The 17,905-nt window shown below is 56.8% G+C and carries 15 protein-coding genes; 10 read left to right on the top strand and 5 right to left on the bottom strand.

Annotated elements, in window-relative coordinates:
* Positions 1-61: 61 nt before the first annotated feature.
* The 8 genes from OYT1_RS11380 to OYT1_RS11345 all read left to right on the top strand — a co-directional run bounded on the left by OYT1_RS11380 (position 62) and on the right by OYT1_RS11345 (position 7,797).
* Positions 62-970: a D-hexose-6-phosphate mutarotase gene (locus OYT1_RS11380; RefSeq protein ID WP_062626712.1), complete on the top strand. Its 909-nt coding sequence runs from the start codon at positions 62-64 to the stop codon at positions 968-970.
* A 14-nt stretch (positions 971-984) separates the two neighbouring features.
* On the top strand, positions 985-1,932 hold the full coding sequence (locus tag OYT1_RS11375) for a patatin-like phospholipase family protein (RefSeq protein WP_062626713.1): 948 nt from the start codon (positions 985-987) through the stop codon (positions 1,930-1,932).
* 43 nt (positions 1,933-1,975) lie between these two features.
* Complete coding sequence (gene pabB / locus OYT1_RS11370; RefSeq protein WP_062626714.1) at positions 1,976-3,340, top strand: aminodeoxychorismate synthase component I; 1,365 nt, start codon at positions 1,976-1,978, stop codon at positions 3,338-3,340.
* Positions 3,341-3,429: 89 nt separating this feature from the next.
* The gene (locus OYT1_RS11365; RefSeq protein ID WP_062626715.1) at positions 3,430-4,188 is read left to right on the top strand and encodes a thermostable hemolysin; all 759 of its coding nucleotides are present in this window, start codon (positions 3,430-3,432) and stop codon (positions 4,186-4,188) included.
* Positions 4,185-5,687, top strand: a complete 1,503-nt coding sequence (locus tag OYT1_RS11360; protein WP_062626716.1) for an AMP-binding protein — start codon at positions 4,185-4,187, stop codon at positions 5,685-5,687. Before OYT1_RS11365 ends, OYT1_RS11360 begins: the two co-directional genes overlap by 4 nt.
* Complete coding sequence (locus OYT1_RS11355; protein WP_062626717.1) at positions 5,684-6,343, top strand: TenA family transcriptional regulator; 660 nt, start codon at positions 5,684-5,686, stop codon at positions 6,341-6,343. The genes OYT1_RS11360 and OYT1_RS11355 overlap by 4 nt, the downstream gene beginning before the upstream one ends.
* The gene (locus OYT1_RS11350) at positions 6,340-7,137 is read left to right on the top strand and encodes an SDR family oxidoreductase (RefSeq protein WP_062626718.1); all 798 of its coding nucleotides are present in this window, start codon (positions 6,340-6,342) and stop codon (positions 7,135-7,137) included. The genes OYT1_RS11355 and OYT1_RS11350 overlap by 4 nt, the downstream gene beginning before the upstream one ends.
* A 30-nt stretch (positions 7,138-7,167) precedes the next feature.
* Entirely contained in the window at positions 7,168-7,797 is a 630-nt protein-coding gene (locus OYT1_RS11345; RefSeq protein ID WP_172588554.1) for a tetratricopeptide repeat protein, read from the top strand.
* Between the two features lie 86 nt (positions 7,798-7,883).
* Here the strand turns inward: OYT1_RS11345 and OYT1_RS11340 are convergent, their stop codons facing one another.
* Positions 7,884-11,495, bottom strand: a complete 3,612-nt coding sequence (locus OYT1_RS11340) for an EAL domain-containing protein (RefSeq protein WP_172588553.1) — start codon at positions 11,493-11,495, stop codon at positions 7,884-7,886.
* Between OYT1_RS11340 and OYT1_RS13720 the strand changes: the two genes are divergently transcribed.
* Both OYT1_RS13720 and OYT1_RS11335 read left to right on the top strand, forming a co-directional pair.
* Positions 11,494-11,751 carry a hypothetical protein gene (locus tag OYT1_RS13720; RefSeq protein ID WP_172588552.1) on the top strand — a complete coding sequence of 86 codons (258 nt, stop codon included), beginning with the start codon at positions 11,494-11,496 and terminating at the stop codon, positions 11,749-11,751. The two genes, OYT1_RS11340 and OYT1_RS13720, sit on opposite strands and share 2 nt — an antisense overlap.
* A gap of 267 nt (positions 11,752-12,018) precedes the next feature.
* Positions 12,019-13,800: an ABCB family ABC transporter ATP-binding protein/permease gene (locus OYT1_RS11335; RefSeq protein WP_062626720.1), complete on the top strand. Its 1,782-nt coding sequence runs from the start codon at positions 12,019-12,021 to the stop codon at positions 13,798-13,800.
* A gap of 11 nt (positions 13,801-13,811) precedes the next feature.
* Here the strand turns inward: OYT1_RS11335 and cysS are convergent, their stop codons facing one another.
* The 4 genes from cysS to OYT1_RS11315 are packed head-to-tail and all read right to left on the bottom strand — an operon-like array spanning position 13,812 to position 17,810.
* Positions 13,812-15,257 (bottom strand): cysteine--tRNA ligase, encoded by a 1,446-nt coding sequence (gene cysS, locus OYT1_RS11330; protein WP_062626721.1) that lies wholly within the window; start codon positions 15,255-15,257, stop codon positions 13,812-13,814.
* Between the two features lie 7 nt (positions 15,258-15,264).
* Positions 15,265-15,615 (bottom strand): DUF4870 family protein, encoded by a 351-nt coding sequence (locus OYT1_RS11325; protein ID WP_062626722.1) that lies wholly within the window; start codon positions 15,613-15,615, stop codon positions 15,265-15,267.
* A 59-nt stretch (positions 15,616-15,674) separates the two neighbouring features.
* On the bottom strand, positions 15,675-16,127 hold the full coding sequence (locus OYT1_RS11320; protein WP_062626723.1) for a universal stress protein: 453 nt from the start codon (positions 16,125-16,127) through the stop codon (positions 15,675-15,677).
* Positions 16,128-16,145: 18 nt separating this feature from the next.
* On the bottom strand, positions 16,146-17,810 hold the full coding sequence (locus tag OYT1_RS11315) for a glutamine--tRNA ligase/YqeY domain fusion protein (RefSeq protein ID WP_062626724.1): 1,665 nt from the start codon (positions 17,808-17,810) through the stop codon (positions 16,146-16,148).
* Positions 17,811-17,905 lie beyond the last annotated feature (95 nt).

Genomic DNA, 17,905 nt, shown 5'->3' with positions numbered 1-17,905 from the left:
GCCGGACTAGCAGGTATAATCCCGCCCCATTACGTCGTCCACGCCACTCACAGGAGTTCTCATGTCTGACCTTTCTACCTTGAACCAGCAGTTCGGCATCGCCGAGCAACTCGAATTCGTCGAAGCCGCGCCCGGCATGATCGTGGCGCGTATCAGCAACGCTCACGCCGAGGCGACCATTGCGCTGCAAGGCGCGCACCTGATGACGTTCAAGCCGAAAGGCGAGGCCGATGTGATCTGGATGAGTCCCGCCGCCAAGCTGGTGGTCGGCAAATCCATCCGTGGCGGCGTGCCAGTGTGCTGGCCGTGGTTCGGCGCTCATGCCTCCGAGTCTAGTTTTCCTGCACATGGCTTTGCCCGCACGGTGGGTTGGAACGTGGTCGATGCGCGTCCACAACCCGGCGGCGAAACTCAGATCGTGTTTGAACTGCCAGCCTCAGCCATGCCCAAGGCGCAATGGCCGCACGCCTGCCGCGTTCAATTGCACATCAACGTCGGCGTGAAGCTGACCATGGATCTGGTCACCGATAACACCGGAGATACGGCTTTCCCGCTGGGCGAGGCGCTGCACACGTATTTCCCGATCAGCGACGTGGACAATGTTCGTATCGCAGGGCTCGACGGCTGCACCTACCGCGACAAGGTGACGGGTATGGACCTGAAGCAGCAGAGCGGTGACATCACTATCCCTAGCGAAGTGGATCGCGTCTATCTGGACACCGAAGCGACCTGCGACATCGTGGACAACGGCGCGAACCGCCGCATCCGCATCGCCAAGAGCGGTAGCCGCTCGACCGTGGTATGGAACCCGTGGATCGAAAAAGCGGCCAAAATGGGCGACTTCGGTAGCGATACCGGCTATCGCACCATGCTTTGTGTGGAAAGTGCCAATGCCGTTGAGAATGTGCTGACTCTGGCAGCGGGCGAGTCGCATACGCTGACAGTGATCTATAGTAACGAAGCGCTGTAAGCTTGGGTTTGTCGATGTCCCTGCTGCGCTGCCTTCGCCCCTTGCAATGGCTGATTCCGGTGCTGTTGCTCAGCGCCTGTGTCTCGACGGCACCGGAGATCCTGTACAAGGATGTCACGCCGCCCAGTTCAGTCAGCATCCAGCCGCTACGCAATCCTGATAGGCCGGTGGTGGCGTTGGTATTGGGGAGCGGCGGCATACGCGGCTTCGCGCATATTGCCGTGATCAAGGTGTTGGAAGCGCATCACATCCCAGTGGATATCGTGGTCGGCACCAGCGTCGGTAGCGTAGTCGGTTCGCTTTACGCAGGTGGCTACACGGCGGCTGACTTGGAGCATTTAGCGGTGCAGCTCGAAGAGAGTCAGATACGCGATTATTCGATCACGCGACGCGGCATCATCGGCGGTGAACGTTTGCAGGATTTTGTCAATCGTGCGCTGGAGAATCGCGACATCGAGCAATTGCCCAGGCCTTTCGCAGCGGTCGCTACCGAACTGGATAGCGGTCGTATGGCCGTGTTCAATCATGGTAATACCGGCGTGGCGGTGCGAGCCTCCAGCTCGATTCCCAGTATTTTCAATCCCGTCGAGATCAACCATATCACTTATGTGGATGGCGATCTGAAGAATCCTGTGCCGGCCTCCATTGCCCGACAGATGGGTGCGGATGTGGTGATCGCGGTGGATATTTCGCAGCAGCCGCAAGACCATCCGAATGCCTCCGGCCTGATCGACGTGTTGGTGCAGAGCATCCGCATCATGCGCCAGTCCATCCTCGGCCATGAGCTCAAAGAGGCTAACGTGGTGATCCGCCCCGGCATCTCCGTCAGCTCGTTCGACTTCAGCCCAGAGCTTAAGCAGACTCTGTTCAAAGCAGGCGAAGAGGCAGCTACCGCTGCTTTGCCGCAAATATTCGAGCAGCTACAAAAGTCAGCGCTGCTCAAACAGACGCGAGCAAACTAGCCCCGTCGTGCGCAGCGAAGGGCGACACTGCTAAACTCTTCCCATGTTCCGCTACCCGCTTCCTTATCAGGCCGACTCCCGTGCCTACTTTCTCGCTATTGCGGATATGCCGTGGGCGATGTGGTTGGATAGCGGCGGGCGTGGGCGCTTCGATATTCTTACCGCGCATCCCATTGCCACCCTAGTGACGCAAGGCGAGCAGACGGAGATAGGTGGCGTTGCCGCCGAGTGGCGATCAGATGCGGATCCGCTCGATTTGATTCGTGAGCAACTGGGGGTAAAGGCCACAAACTCGCCCGACATTCCCTACGCTGGCGGCGCACTCGGCTATTGGAGTTACGATCTAGCGCGACGCTGGTTCATGTTGCCTAACTTGGCCCAAGAGGCTGAGCACTTGCCCGAAATGGCCGTGGGTATTTACGACTGGGCGTTGGTGGTCGATCATCAGTTGCACACCGCTCAATTGGTCTCGCATTTGCGTCATCCGCAAACTGAGGTGTTCTTGCATCATATCGCTGAGCGATTCGACACGGTAAATGATTGTGGTCAGGCCGGAGCGGAGCGTGCGTTTCGTGTCGCGTCGACCATCAGTTCCAACTTTACCCGTGCCCGCTACGAGACTGCTTTCGATACCGTGCAGCGTTACCTGCACTCGGGCGATTGCTATCAGGTCAATCTCGCCCAGCGTTTTTCCGTACACGCGCAGGGTGATGCGCTGACCGCTTACCTCGCCTTGCGTGAGATCAGTCCAGCTCCGTTCTCCGCTTTTCTGAGTCTGCCGCAAGCGCAGATCATGTGCGCTTCCCCGGAGCGTTTTTTACGCGTGGAAAATGGGCACGTGGAAACTAAGCCGATCAAAGGTACACGCCCGCGAGGCGCGGATGCCGAGGAAGATGCCATGCGTCTGGCCGATCTACGTACCCACCCTAAGGATCGAGCCGAGAATCTGATGATCGTTGATCTGTTGCGCAACGATCTAGGTCGTTGCTGCCTGCCCGGTAGCGTGCATACGCCCACTCTGTTCGAGATCGAAAGCTATTCCAACGTCCATCACCTAGTCAGTACCGTTACGGGTGAGCTAGCCCCTAGCGAAGATGCGCTGTCGCTGCTGCGTGCCTGCTTCCCCGGAGGTTCCATCACGGGTGCGCCCAAGCAACGCGCCATGCAGATCATCGAAGAACTCGAACCTCATCGTCGAGGCGTGTACTGCGGTGCGATCGGCTATATCGGTTACGACGGCAACATGGATAGCAACATCGCGATCCGCACGTTAGTCTTGGCTGAAAATAACCTGCGTTGTTGGGCAGGCGGAGGGATCGTCGCCGACTCCATCGCCGAGGCAGAGTATCAGGAGACTTTGGACAAAGCCGCCGGTATGTTGGCGCTGTTGAGGATGTTTGGTGGGTAACCGTAGCCAGTGCCGGGAACTTGGTGCTAAAGCCCTCAGTCGGAGGGCGACTGCTGGCATAATGCCAAAAACAAGAACACACAACTGCCATGACTGAAACCACTGCCCGTGTCGCGATTCATCCTCCTGAGATGAATAGGCACGCGTCGAAGCACTCTGCTGAGCTGACTCTTTCTCAGTTCATCCGTAGATTAGGTCACCCTGGTAAAGAAGCCGGCAGCCTGAACAAGTTCCTAGATCAGATGTTCGTGATCCGTGAAGCGGAAGGTGAAGAGCGCATTCAGACAGAGAGCTTTATCCACGAATGTTTTGGCCGCGCTTATGGGGCGGATGTGACCAGTTTCATGCCACGTTTGTTAGAGTTGCGGACGCGGCGTGGCGAGTTGACGGCCGCTTTCGGTGTGCGTTGTGCGGCGGATGCACCGCTGTTCCTGGAAACCTATCTAGATGCTCCGATTGATGAAGTGTTGGAAAGAAAGCTTGGCTATCGCCCATCTCGTGAAAAGATCGTCGAGATCGGTAATCTGGCGGCCATCTATCCAGGTGCAGTGCGCTGGTTGATCGTCGCACTCACCGTGCGGCTTTATCAAGAAGGCTATCAATGGGTGGTGTTCACCGGCACGACTGAGTTAAAGAACGGCTTCCATCGTCTCGGTTTGCGTCCGATCCCGCTAGCATCGGCCAGTATCGAGCAACTGAGCATCGATCAGCGTGCGGGCTGGGGCAGCTATTACGATACACTGCCCACTGTGATGGCGGGTAGCATAGGCTATGGCTATCACGAGATACAGAGTCACTGCGAGTTTCCCAAGGCTGGCGAGATCAGCTACAAAGAGGTAATCCTATGAGCATGATATTCCAAGCAATCTCTGACCACGCCCGCCAACAGCCGAATGCAGTTGCGCTGCAAGGTGTGCAGGAGGAGCTAAGCTACGCGGAGCTGATCGAGCGGGTGATGACATGTGGTTCTGGCATGAGCCGAACTGGGTTGCGTACCTTCGGTCTATTGGCGGATAACGGTTTGGATTGGGCCGTGGCCGATCTGGCGGCACTGTTCGGCAACACGCTGCTGGTACCGCTGCCACCGTTCTTCTCGTCGCAACAACTGCTGCACGCCATTCACGATAGTGGGTTGGAGGCTATCCTCACCGACCAGCCAGAGCGCGTCGCCGCCTTACTTCCCGGCCAAGTCGAGCGCATGCAAGCACCGTTTGCGGGCAGCTTGAGTTTGCTGCGGCTGACTCAGCCTACCACCGTACTTATGCCGGTTCACACCGCCAAGATCACCTACACCTCGGGCACCACCGGTAATCCCAAGGGCGTGTGCCTAAGCCGGATGGCGATGGAGAACGTCGCACAATCACTGCGACAAGCGACGGCGGCGATACCGGAAGATCGTCACCTTTGCTTGTTGCCACTTTCGACCTTGCTGGAGAACATCGGCGGCATCTATGTTCCTCTGCTGGCTGGGGCGACTGCTTGCGTGCTGCCGTTGCAGCAGGTCGGATTGACGGGCGCTGCGGCGTTGGATACCGCTGCCATGCTGCACGCCATGCACAGCCAGCGCGCTTCGACGGCCATCATGGTGCCGCAGATGCTACATGCGTTGACCGCGGCCATCGGTATGGGCGCAGCGACTCCTGCCACATTGCGTTTCGTCGCCGTGGGTGGTGCGCCGGTTTCGCCGCGCCTGTTGGAAACCGCCAAGCAACTCGGCGTGCCTGCCTTTGAAGGCTACGGCTTGTCGGAATGCTCGTCGGTGGTCGCCGTCAATACGCCGGAAGCGAACTTGCCTGGTAGCGTCGGCAAGCCCTTGCAGCACGTCAAGATCAAATTCGCCGAGGATGGCGAGATTCTGATCGGCGGTTCGGTGTTCGAGGGCTACCTCGGTTCGCCGGAGAAACCGAGCAAAGACGGTCTGTGGCCCACTGGTGATACCGGCTATCTGGACGAGCATGGCTATCTGCATCTGACGGGGCGCAAAAAGAACATGTTCATCACTTCGTTCGGGCGCAACGTCGCGCCGGAATGGGTGGAGAGCGAGCTGATCATCCAGCCCGCCATCGCTCAGGCCGCCGTGTTCGGCGAGGCTAAACCGTGGAACGTCGCCATCATCGTGCCACGTCCGTTGCCGGGCAAAGAGATCGCAGAGTCCGTCGCTCAGGCGATCTCCGCCGCCAATGCTACGTTGCCGGACTACGCTAGGATCGGGAAGTGGCTGATTGCATCCGAGCCCTTCACCTCGCAGAATGATCTGCTTACGACCAATGGTCGCTTGCGCCGCGCGGAGATAATGGCGCGCTACGGCCAAGCGATGGCTCAGCTCTATACGGAGACCCTAACATGAGTTTTTACGAAGAATTGCAACAAGCCACTGCCCCTGAGCGCAATGCACTGTTGTCCGTGCTTATCATTGGCCGAGCACTTCAGGGCAAAGTCACGCTCGATGAATACGTCGCCTTTCTCACTCAAGCTTACCACCACGTCAAACACACTTCGCCGTTGCTGATGACCTGCGGCGGGCGCGTACCGGAAAGCCATGAGTGGATACGTGTGGCATTGGCGCACTACATCGAAGAGGAAATCGGACATCAGGAGTGGATATTGAGCGACATCACGGCCTGTGGCGCTGATGCCGAAGCCGCTCGGCACAGCCAGCCCAACCTACACACCGAGCTGATGGTGGCTTACGCTTACGACACCATCATGCGCAAAAATCCCTGCGGTTTCTTCGGTATGGTGTTCGTGTTAGAAGGCACCAGCATCCAGCTAGCTACCCATGCGGCGGGCATCATCAAGCAAACGCTAGTCCTGCCAGACAACGCCTTCTCCTATCTCACCAGCCACGGTTCGCTCGATCTGGAACACATCGACTTCTTCGAGAGTGTAGTCAACCGGCTGGAAGCGGACGAGGATAAGCAGGCGGTGATCCACTGCGCTAAAGTGTTTTTCCATCTATATGCCAACATTTTCCGTTCGTTGGATGCTGGAGTTGCCGCATGAATCTAAGCGGAAAACGTATTCTGGTCACCGGTGCGTCCGGTGGGATCGGTCGGCTGGTGTGCCTGAAACTACTGCAAAAAGGTGCAGAACTGCTGCTGGCTGACCGTCCCTGTGAGCCTTTGGACAAACTACTGGCAGAGATCGGCGATCAGGGTGGCAAGGCCACAGCGCTCCACACCAATCTGCTGGAGGAGGGCGCTGGCGAAAAACTGGCGCAGGACGCACAAGCGACTGGGCAGATCGACATCGTCATCAATCTGGCCGGCATCATGAGCTTCCGGCTGTTCCAGAACGAGAGCGCGGAAAATTTGCAACGCATGTGGCAGGTCAACGTCATCGCACCGATGCAGCTCACCCGCGCCCTGTTGCCAGCGATGGTGGCACGCGGCTCTGGGCGTGTCGTCAACATCGGCTCTATCTTCGGCTCCATCGCCTTTGTTGGTTTTACTACCTACTCGGCCAACAAGTTCGCGGTGCGCGGCTTCTCCGAAGCCCTGCGCCGCGAGCTGGATGGCTCGGGCGTGGACGTGACCTACATCGCCCCGCGCTATACCAAGACGCCGATCAATGCTGGCGCAGCCGCCCGTATGTCGGAAGCGCTAAAGATGAACATGGACGAGCCGGATCTGGTTGCTGCTAACATCGTGCTCGCGATCGAGAAGGACGCCAAGGACTACTACATTGGTTTCCCGGAGTGCCTATTTGTGCGCCTCAACGCTATACTGCCGCGTCTGGTGGATGCCGCCATGCACAAGCAGAATGCGCAGATTCGTGAGTTCGCCCGCAATGAATAATCCGTTCAATCAGCTAGGAAGGAAGAATATATGAAGATTTCGAAGTGGATACTCGCTGCCGCCCTGATGGGTAGTTCAAGCTTGGCTATGGCTGATGCCATGATGGATGCCATCGCTGATCTGCAACATGGCTGGGCCAAGGGTTACTACAGCACACCAGAAAAGCAGCAAGAGGCCTACTTTGAAGCGCTGCAAGCCAGAGCGCACGAGGTGACCGCCAAGTTTCCGGGCAAGCCTGAAGCGCTGATCTGGGAAGGCATTATCACCAGCACTCATGCCAAGTACCAGAGCAAACTGTCAGCGGGTGGCACAGCCTCGGAAGCACGTGATCTGCTGTTGCAAGCAGAAAAGATCGACGCGAATGCACTGGATGGCTCGGCACTGACCTCGTTGGGCAGTCTGTACTACAAAGTGCCGCGCATCATTTCCTTTGGTGACCATACCAAAGCACGCGCCTATTTGGAGCGCGCGCTCAAAGTCAATCCGAACGGTATCGACCAGAACTTCTTTATGGGCGAATTCCTCGCCGAGAAGGGCGAAAAGGCTAAAGCGGTGGAATTCCTAAAGAAAGCGCAGGCCGCACCAGCTCGTCCGGGACGCGAAGATGCGGATGCGGGTCGTCGTGCCGAGATTCAGGAATTGTTGAGCAAGCTCAAGTAATGCATCGCTCATACCAACAGAAAAGCCGGGATTTCCCGGCTTTTCTGTTGGTATGAGCTTGTCTGTGAGGAGGCTCTGCTGAGCGACTAGGTATTTTCGCTGTTGCTAGCCGTTTTGTGCTGGGCGTTGAAAGCTTCTAGCCAGTTAAGGAAATCCGCTTCCGGCATCGGACGGGCGAGGGCGTAGCCTTGCACGATGTGGCAGCCCATCTCACGCAGGGCGGTCAGGTGTTCTGGGGTTTCCGCCCCTTCGGCGACGCTCTGCTTGCCAAAAGCGGCTGTCATGCCGAGGATGCCTTCGACAATGGCACGATCCTCCTTGTCCACCAACATGTCGCGGACGAAAGACTGGTCGATCTTCACTGTGCTGACGGGCAGACGACGGAAATAGGTCATCGACGAGTAGCCGGTGCCGAAATCGTCTAGCGCAAAACCGACCCCCAGTCGTTTGCACTCCTCGATGATGCGAGTCACCCGCTCCAGATCGCCCAGTGCAGCGGTTTCCAGTATCTCAAGCTCTAATCGATCCGGTGGAGTGACGTAGCTTTCCATCGCCAATGTCAGTTTGCGCGAAAAGTCTGGGGCGAGTAGTTGGCGCGGCGCAACGTTGATACTGATGGAAAGGTTATGCCCTTCGATTCGCCAGCGTGATAGCGTACTTAGTGCCTGATCTATAACGTAGTCGCCTATGCTCACGATCAGATCGTCGTGTTCGATAAAGGGCAAAAAGTCGTCAGGCATGGTCAGACTTCGCCCCTCATCGCGCGGCCAGCGTATCAATGCTTCGACCCCGATCACCTTATCAAGCAAGGTGTTTACCTTAGGTTGCCAATAGATGACGAATTCTTTTCGTTGCAGGGCTGACTTTATTTCATCACGTAACTGATGCTGTTTGCGTGTCAGCAGATCGACACTAGGATCGAACAGGTGGATGCGGCTGCGGCCCTGTTGTTTTGCTTGATACATGGCTTGGTCGGCGTGGCGCAGCAAGGTATCGGGATCGTTTTCGTCGCTTGGATAGAGGGCGACACCGATACTGGCAGTGACGGCTACCGAGATGTCGGCGCTGATGTCACAGGGCTGAGCTACACGTTCCAACACTCGAGCCAATATCTGATTGCCTTCAGATGCGGTTTCCAGATCGGAAAGTAGTAGCACGAATTCATCGCCCCCTAGGCGAGCCACCGTGTCGTTGGATCGTATCGTTTCAGATAATCGGCGGCCGATCTCAATCAGTACTTTGTCGCCTGCCTTGTGGCCATAGCGGTCATTGATCGGCTTGAAACCATCGAGATCTATGTAGCAGAAAGCGATGTGGCGATTGTTGCGATCAGCGCGCGCCATGGCTTGCTCCATGCGGTCGGCCAACACTACACGATTGGGTAGGCCCGTGAGCGAGTCGTAATAAGCCAGTCGCTCGATCTTTTCTTGCTGCTGTTTCTTCTCGGTGATGTCGGCGAAGATGCCGATGTAATGGCTAACCAGTCCAGCATCATTGCGTACGGCGATGATGCTGATCTCTTCGATGAACTGCTCACCATTTTTGCGCCGGTCATTTATTTCGCCGTGCCAGTAGCCGGTCTCTAACAGCTCCTGCCACAGCGCCTGATAAAACTCATGGCCGTGTACCCCCGATTTAAGAATGCTAGGTTTCCCACCGATCGCCTCCTCACGGCTGTAGCCAGTGATGGTGGTGAACATGCGGTTGATGTCCATGATGTGGGCATCGGCATCAGTGATGATGATGCCTTCTCCTGCTTCTTGAAATACGCTGGCGGCGAGTTTGAGCTTCTCCTCGTTGCGCTTCTGTTCTGTGATGTCATACCAGATCGATGCCATGAATTGCCGGTTGCCGATCAGCACACACTGGCTGCTCACATGCGTATTACGTAGTGTCCCATCCCGACGTCGGTGCAGCACATCAAATGCACTATGACCTTGGCTGATGATGGCATGGATGCGTTGTCGCACTTGCTCCGTCGATAGCTCAGCCTGAATGTCAGCCAACGTGAGTTCGGCGAATTCCTCGCGGCTATAACCTAGCCGAGTGCAGGCAGCTTGGTTGAATTCGACAAAACGTAACGTCTCGGCATCGATCAGCACGATGCTATCTGCGGCCTGATTGACGATGGCGCTGTAGATTTCCTGACGTTCGCGCAGTGCTTCTGCTGTACGGTGGCGAGCGGTGATGTCGAGTGCAAAGCCAAGTACACCGATGAGTTTTCCGGCTTCATCCAGCATCGGAGTTTTAGTGGTGGAGAGTAGATGTTCGCGACCATCATCGGCGAAACGTACCCACTCTTCCGAAGTGATGGCTCCCCCAGCGGCAACCGCTTCACGGTCTTTCTGATAGAAATTCTCAACCACCTCGGGTGGAAAGAATTCATGCTCAGTTTGACCCAAGAGCTTATTCTCCTTGAAACCGATGCAGCGCTCAACTTGGGGGTTGCAGGCCAAAAATCTGCCACTGGGATCCTTTAACCAAATCAGGAGTGGCAGGGTGTTGAGCAGCGTCTTGAGTTCGTTGCGTTCACGCGCGAGTTGTTGGTTCGCAGTTTCCAGTGCCGTGATGTCGTGGAATGTCCACAGTCTTGCTTTTTGATTTTCCAAATCAAGTAAGCGAGTGTGCATCTCAAAAATTCGACCATCGGCAAACTGCAGTCGTGACAGCCGTGCTTCTTGATTCACGCAGATCTGATGTACCAGTCTCAGAAACTGCTCGGGTTCGGCGAGTTGAGAGTGGATGAAGTCCAATACCGGCTGGCCGAGTCGGGTGGAAATAACTTCATCTGGAATACGCCAGAGTGCTTGGAACTGGCGGTTGATCTCAAGGATGCGATCATCTTCTGCAACGACTAATAATCCCTCGTTAGTGGAGTCCTGAATGGCATGGAGTAACTTCTCTAGATCAGTCTTCTGTCCGCTGACGATGCGGTGAGCGTGCCAGCCTTCGGCAGTGACTTCTAGCCCTAGTCGTTCCAGTAGTCCGTGCTGGCTGACTGAGCCCTTATATTTTCCCTCCTGATCCACGACTACGATGTGGCGGATGCGGTGCTCGCTCATGCGGGCGACGGCCTCGGCTACAGAGGCGGAGATGGGGATGGTCTGCACCGGCGAACTCATCACATCTTTGAGTATTAGGTGATCAGGGTTGGCATGGGCAGAGAGTAGGCGCGGAATGTCGCGTTCGGTGATGATACCGATAGGGCACTCATTGCTGGTGACGATGACGTAGTCCCAGCGTTCGCACACCATACGCTCCAATACGACAGACAGTGATACGTCCGGCGGCAAGCTGGGTGACTTGCGGTCCATTGCCGAATCCAAGTGATGGATACGGTTGAGCACATCCAAGCCAAGGTGGGTGCGGAAGTCGGTTTCGCTGACAATGCCTACAACGATGCCTTGTTCATCAGCGACGATCAAATGGCGAACCGAGTGCTGTGCCAGCAAGGACATGCCATCACTGAAATCGGTATCGGGCGTGACGGTAAAGACCGGAGCGCTCATCACTTCGACGACTTCGGTGCTCTCAGGGCAGTGTTGATGCATCAGCCGGACTAGATCGCGCTCGGTAAGAATGCCGACCGCATGACGCTCGACTTCGATCACTAAACAAGAAATATGGGCTTCGGCCATCAGCCTAGCCGCCTCATTCACCGTGGTATCCAGTGCAATGCACTGAATTCGAGGGTTCATGATGTCTGATAACTTGCGTTCGACGATGGGTTTCATCGTGAGAATAGGTGAAATTGGATCCGGTATGTACTTTGCGCCCAAAACTACTGCGAATGCAAGGGTGCGAGAAGAAGATAGAGAGCGCTTCGGCGGGCTCGGAATGCACTGGGTTGGAGTATCGAATGGTGCATCCTCAGCAAAAAACTCACAAAGCGCCAGTTTCTTCTCTGGCGTAAAGCTATCTGCGGTCGAGGGCTATCATCAAGAGATGCCTTGATCTATTTAATTAAATCAATTGGATGGGGAGCCTGCATCACGTTTTGTGGGACGGATGGAGCTGAGCTTTAAGTGTCTGGCATGCTGATTGCTTTATAGAATATCGAAAGTGTCAGGTTCACACTTGCTGCTTTCTATTTCTCCTCCTGTGCTCGGGCGTCCTCTCCCTCTTGGACGCCCTTTTTTTGCCCAACGCAGATTCTATCCATGCGTCGAGGCGCTGAGGGCTTCCCGTATAATGGGTCACCGAATCCTCAAATGTATATCCATGTCGTCTTATCTGCACGCTCCTGAAGTTCAACCGCCACGTAGCGACTGGCAAACCATCCGCACCATGTTCCCGTATCTGACGGAGTTCCGTGGGCGTTTGGTGGCGGTGGTGATCTTGCTGGTGATGGCCAAACTGGCGAACGTGATGGTGCCACTGGCACTGAAAGAGATCGTCGATGCGATGAGCGTAAGCAAGGCCTTGCTGCTGGTGCCGGTGGCGCTGATCGTGGGTTATGGCGCATTGCGTTTGTCCAGCACCCTGTTCGGTGAACTCCGCGATGCCATCTTCGCCAAGGTGACGCAGCGCGCCATCCGCCGTGTGGCGCTGCAAGTGTTCGAGCACTTGCATGCCTTAAGCCTGCGCTTCCATTTGGAGCGGCAGACTGGCGGCGTGTCACGCGACATCGAGCGCGGTACGCGCGGCATCAGCTTCCTGCTGACGTTCCTGCTGTTCAATATCTTGCCCACCTTTCTTGAAATCTTCCTGGTGGCGATCATCTTGCTGAACAAGTATTCGCCTTGGTATGCCGCGATCACATTCATCACGCTGGTGATCTATGTCGTGTTCACGGTCAAGGTGGCAGGCTGGCGCATGAACCTGCGGCGCACCATGAACGAGCTGGATTCGCAGGCCAATACTCGCGCCATCGATAGCCTGCTTAACTACGAGACAGTGAAGTATTTTGGCAACGAACGCTATGAGTCTGAGCGCTACGATCGCCAGATGGCCAGCTGGGAAACGGCAGCGGTGCGTGACAAAGTGTCGCTGGCCTCGCTGAATGCAGGGCAGAGCTTCATCATCGGCATTGGCGTCACCCTGTTGATGCTGATGGCGGCGAACGATGTCAGTCAGGGGCGGATGACGGTGGGCGATCTGGTGCTGGTCAACGTGTTCATGTTGCAACTCTATATGCCGCTGCACTTCCTCGGTTTTGTTTACCGCGAGATCAAGAATGCACTGGCCGACATGGAGAAGATGTTCCGTCTGCTGGATGAGAACCGCGAGATTCAGGATGCAGCGGGAGCGCCAACGCTGGCGGTGGGGAATGCTGCGGTGAGTTTTCAGCACGTCAGCTTCGGCTACGATCCCGAGCGGCAGATCCTATTCGACGTGAGCTTTGATATTCCTGCCGGACATACGGTCGCGGTGGTCGGGGCGAGCGGGGCGGGTAAGTCAACCTTGTCGCGCTTGCTGTTTCGTTTCTATGATGTGACGGCAGGCGGTATTTTTATCAATGGGCAGGATTTGCGCCATGTCACGCAACAAAGCCTGCGTGCCGCCATCGGCATCGTGCCGCAGGATACCGTGTTGTTCAATGACAGCATCTTTTACAACATCGCCTATGGTCGCCCTGATGCTACGCGCGACGAAGTGATCGCGGCGGCGCGTTCTGCGCACATCCACGATTTCATCGGTGCGTTGCCACAAGGCTACGACACGGTCGTGGGCGAGCGCGGGTTGAAACTCTCCGGTGGCGAGAAGCAGCGCGTCGCCATCGCTCGCGCCATCCTGAAAGACCCCGCCATCCTGATCTTCGACGAAGCGACCTCGGCGCTGGATTCACATTCTGAAAGGGCGATCCAAGATGAGCTGCGTGCCATTGCCCGTGATCGCACCACGCTCATCATCGCCCATCGGCTGTCCACCGTGGTCGAGGCTGAGCAGATTCTGGTGATGGATCAAGGGCGTGTGATCGAGCGCGGTAGTCACCGCGAGTTGTTAGCTGCGCAAGGACGCTACGCGCAGATGTGGGCATTGCAACAGCAGGAGCAGGTGTAACGCGCGGTGAATCAAGCGCGCCGCCAAGTGGTTCCTTGCGGCGTGTCTTCCAGTACGATACCCGCTGCCAGTAGCTCCTTGCGGATGCGGTCGGCTTCGGCGAAGTTTTTGGCTTTCTTGGCGGCGGCGCGGGCTTCGATACGACTATCAATTTGAGTCTCAGAATAACCTTGGGCTATTACCTGCCCGAGCTGAACCGGTGCACTCACGCCGACAACGTGAACGACAGCACTTTGTCGTCTTTGCAAAAAGAACTGTGGGTCGCGCTCAAGCAGCCCCAGCACACCACCCAATGCTTTGAGTTGCGCAGCCGCTTCGGTCGAATGGCTGCGATTCACTTCGTTCGCCAGATCGAACAGTACCGCGACCGCTTCCGGTGTATTGAAATCGTCGTCCATCGCGGCGCGGAAACGCTGGGCGTGGGGTTCGTTCCAATCAACTTCTCCCCCACCCCAACCCTCCCCCGGAGGGAGTAACTTCAGTGCGGTGTAGAGCCGCGTCAACGCACCCTTGGCATCGTCCAGATGCGCGTCGGAATAATTCAGCGGGCTGCGGTAATGAGCACGCAGGATGAAGAAGCGCACCACCTCGGCATCGTATTTCTTCAGCACGTCGCGGATGGTGAAAAAGTTGCCTAGTGATTTGGACATCTTTTCGTTGTCCACCCGGACAAAGCCGTTGTGCATCCAGTAGTTCACGTACTGGCACTGGTGTGCGCCTTCGCTTTGCGCGATCTCGTTCTCGTGGTGCGGGAACTGCAAGTCTGCGCCGCCGCCGTGGATGTCGAACTGCTTGCCGAGTAGCTCGGAACCCATCGCCGAACACTCGATGTGCCAACCGGGGCGGCCTTTGCCCCATTTGGAATCCCACTTCACCTCGTTGGCTTCGCTCTCTTTCGCGCTTTTCCACAGCACAAAATCGAGCGGGTCATTCTTGCTGGAGGCGACTTCGACGCGCTCACCGGCGCGCAGGTCTTCCAGCGATTTGCCGGATAACTTGCCGTAGCCCTCGAACTTGCGCACGGCATAATTCACGTCGCCGTCGGCGGCTTGATAAGCGAGGCCGTTCTGCTCCAGTTGCTCGATCATCGCCAGCATCTGCGCCACATACTCGGTGGCGCGCGGCTCATGGTCGGGGCGTTGTACGCCCAGCGCATCGGCATCCTGATGCATCTCATCGATGAAGCGCTGGGTCAGTTGGCGTATGGTTTCGCCTTTCTCGGCTGCGCGCTTGATGATCTTGTCGTCGATGTCGGTGATGTTGCGCACATAGGTCACGTCATAGCCGGAGGCTTTCAGCCAGCGGTTCACCATGTCGAACACCACCATCACGCGGGCGTGGCCGAGATGACAAAAGTCATACACCGTCATGCCGCACACGTACATGCGCACTTTTCCTGGCTCGATGGGGGTGAATTCCTGCTTGTCGCGAGTAAGGGTGTTATGGATTTTCAGCATGGGTGAATCAGAATGTCATGGGTTTGTTGTCGTTCAGGTTGAGCCAACCTTTTACGATGCGATAGATGATCCAGCAGAAATTGGCGAACAGCACGGCAAAGCCAATCCCGATGATGAGGGTCGCGCCACCGATCACCGCCCACAGCAGGCCGAACCAAAAGGTGCGTATCTGCCAGCGGAAGTGGCTTTCCAGCCAGGTGCCTGCGACGTCGTCTTTCTTCACGTAGTTGATGATGATGCCGACGATGGCCGTGAGGCCGGTGAAGTACGAAAGCGCATACAGCACGTAAACGATTAGCGTGAGCGTCTTCAGTGATTGATTCTTGTTGTCGTCCGATTCAACGATCAGGTCACTCATATGTACTCCCGGTCTGGGCGGCCAGCATCATCCAGCGATGTTTACTCGCGCCTGTGGCATTAGTCCTGATTGCCGCGTATCAGTAGTACTGGAACGGTAGCATTGCGCACGATGTTCTCAGCGACGCTACCCATCAGCAGTCGGTCCACACCTTTGCGGCCATGCGTGCCGGCGACGATCAGGTCGGCTTCCCACACTTCTGCTTGTTCAGCGATGATTACGCCCAAGTTCTGGCCGGCATCTTCGACCTGCTTGATTTCGGAAGTCACGCCAGCTTGCTGTACTTTTTCCTGCACCTTGGTTAACACTTCGGCGCTATGGATCAGCTCACCTTCGCCTGGCGTGAAGCCGGGCACCATCCAATTCTCCTCGTTCCACAGCAGAACGGGGTCGATCACGCTGACGTTCAACAGCAGCAGTGTCGCGTTGCCAGCTTTTGCAAGCATGATCGCCTCATCCAGCGAGCGTGAAACCGGGTTGCCATCCACTGCCACCAGAATTCGTTTGTACATGATTCCTCCTTTAGCCTTTCAGCTCTTGGTCCAGCCGTCCCGCAACGTCACCGTGCGGTTGAATACCAGTTTGCCACTGGGTTGGTGGTCGCGACGGTCGGTCACGAAGTAGCCGAGGCGTTCGAACTGGTAACGTGTCTCGGGGGCGGCATCCTTCACGGCGGCCTCTACCCAACCTTGTACCACGTTGAGCGAATCTGGATTGATGAAGTCGAGGAAACTTTGCTCCTTGTCGCCGTCCGGCTCGGACACGGTGAACAAGCGATCATACAGCCGGATCTCGGCGGGCAGTGCGTGGGCGCGGGACAGGAAGTGGATCACGCCCTTGACCTTGCGGCCGACCGGGTTCTGCCCCAGCGTGTCAGGATCAATGCTGCACTTGAGTTCGATGACCTTGCCGGACGCATCTTTCACCGCTTCGTCGCAGCGCATCACGTAGCTGTGGCGCAGACGGATCTCGCCGCCCAGCGTCAACCGCTTCCAGCCGGGTGGCGGCACCTCGGCGAAGTCGTCCGCTTCGATGAACAGCTCGCTGGAGAACGGTACCACGCGGTTGCCGAGTTCCGGCACGTTGGGGTGGAAGTCCGCTGCGCGCGTCTGCGCGCCGTCAGCATTGGTGATCGTGACTTTGAGCGGATTGATGATGGCCATCACGCGCGGCGCGCGCAGTTCCAGGTCTTCGCGGATCGCGCCTTCCAGCACCGCCAGATCCACGTTGTTGGCACTCTTGGATACGCCGATGCGTTTGGCGAACTCGCGTATGCCCTCTGGCGTGTAGCCGCGACGGCGCATGCCCGAAATCGTCGGCATGCGCGGATCATCCCAGCCACTCACTTTTTTCTCGTTCACCAGTTGCAGCAGCTTGCGCTTGCTGGTGATGGTGTATTGCAACTCAAGCCGCGAGAACTCGTACTGGCGTGGGTGGCAAGGGATGGTGATGTTGTCGAGTACCCAGTCGTACAGCGGTCGATGGTCTTCGAACTCCAACGTACAGATGGAATGGGTGATGCCTTCCAGTGCGTCGGAGATGCAATGGGTATAGTCGTACATCGGGTAGATGCACCACTTGTCGCCGGTGCGGATGTGGTGGGCACGGCGGATGCGGTAGATGGCGGGGTCGCGCAGGTTGATGTTGGGCGAGGCCATGTCGATCTTGGCGCGCAGCACCATCGCGCCGTCGGCGAACTCGCCGTTCTTCATACGGGTGAATAGGTCGAGGTTCTCTGCTACGGAGCGGTCGCGATTCGGGCTGTTGCGCCCCGGCTCTTTTAGCGTGCCGCGATATTCGCGCATCTGCTCCGGCGTCAGATCGTCCACATAGGCCAAGCCCTTGTTGATGAGCTCAACGGCGAATGCGTACAGTGCGTCGAAATAATCGGATGCCCAGCGAACTTCGCCATTCCACGTGAAGCCAAGCCAGCGCACATCATCCTGAATCGAAAGCGCATATTCTTCACTTTCCTTTTCAGGATTGGTGTCGTCGAAGCGCAGGTTGCACGCGCCGCTAAAGTCTCTAGCTAAGCCGAAATTCAGGCAAATGGACTTGGCATGTCCGACATGCAGGTAACCGTTCGGCTCGGGCGGGAAGCGCGTGACGATGGCAGAATGCTTGCCGCTAGCGAGGTCGGCCTCGATGATGTTACGAATAAAGTGGGAAATCGGCGCTGGCGTAAGGCTATTCATGCACTTATCAAAAATATGTATTGAAACGTGGGCGATTTTACCCGAAAATCCGAGCCACTTTCCTGACAAAGCAAGGGGAGTGGCTACTGAAAGTG

Source organism: Ferriphaselus amnicola, from assembly GCF_000974685.2.
GTDB lineage: Bacteria > Pseudomonadota > Gammaproteobacteria > Burkholderiales > Gallionellaceae > Ferriphaselus > Ferriphaselus amnicola.
Note: the sequence above shows the minus strand (reverse complement) of the source record. Positions and strands in the feature narration are given on the sequence as shown.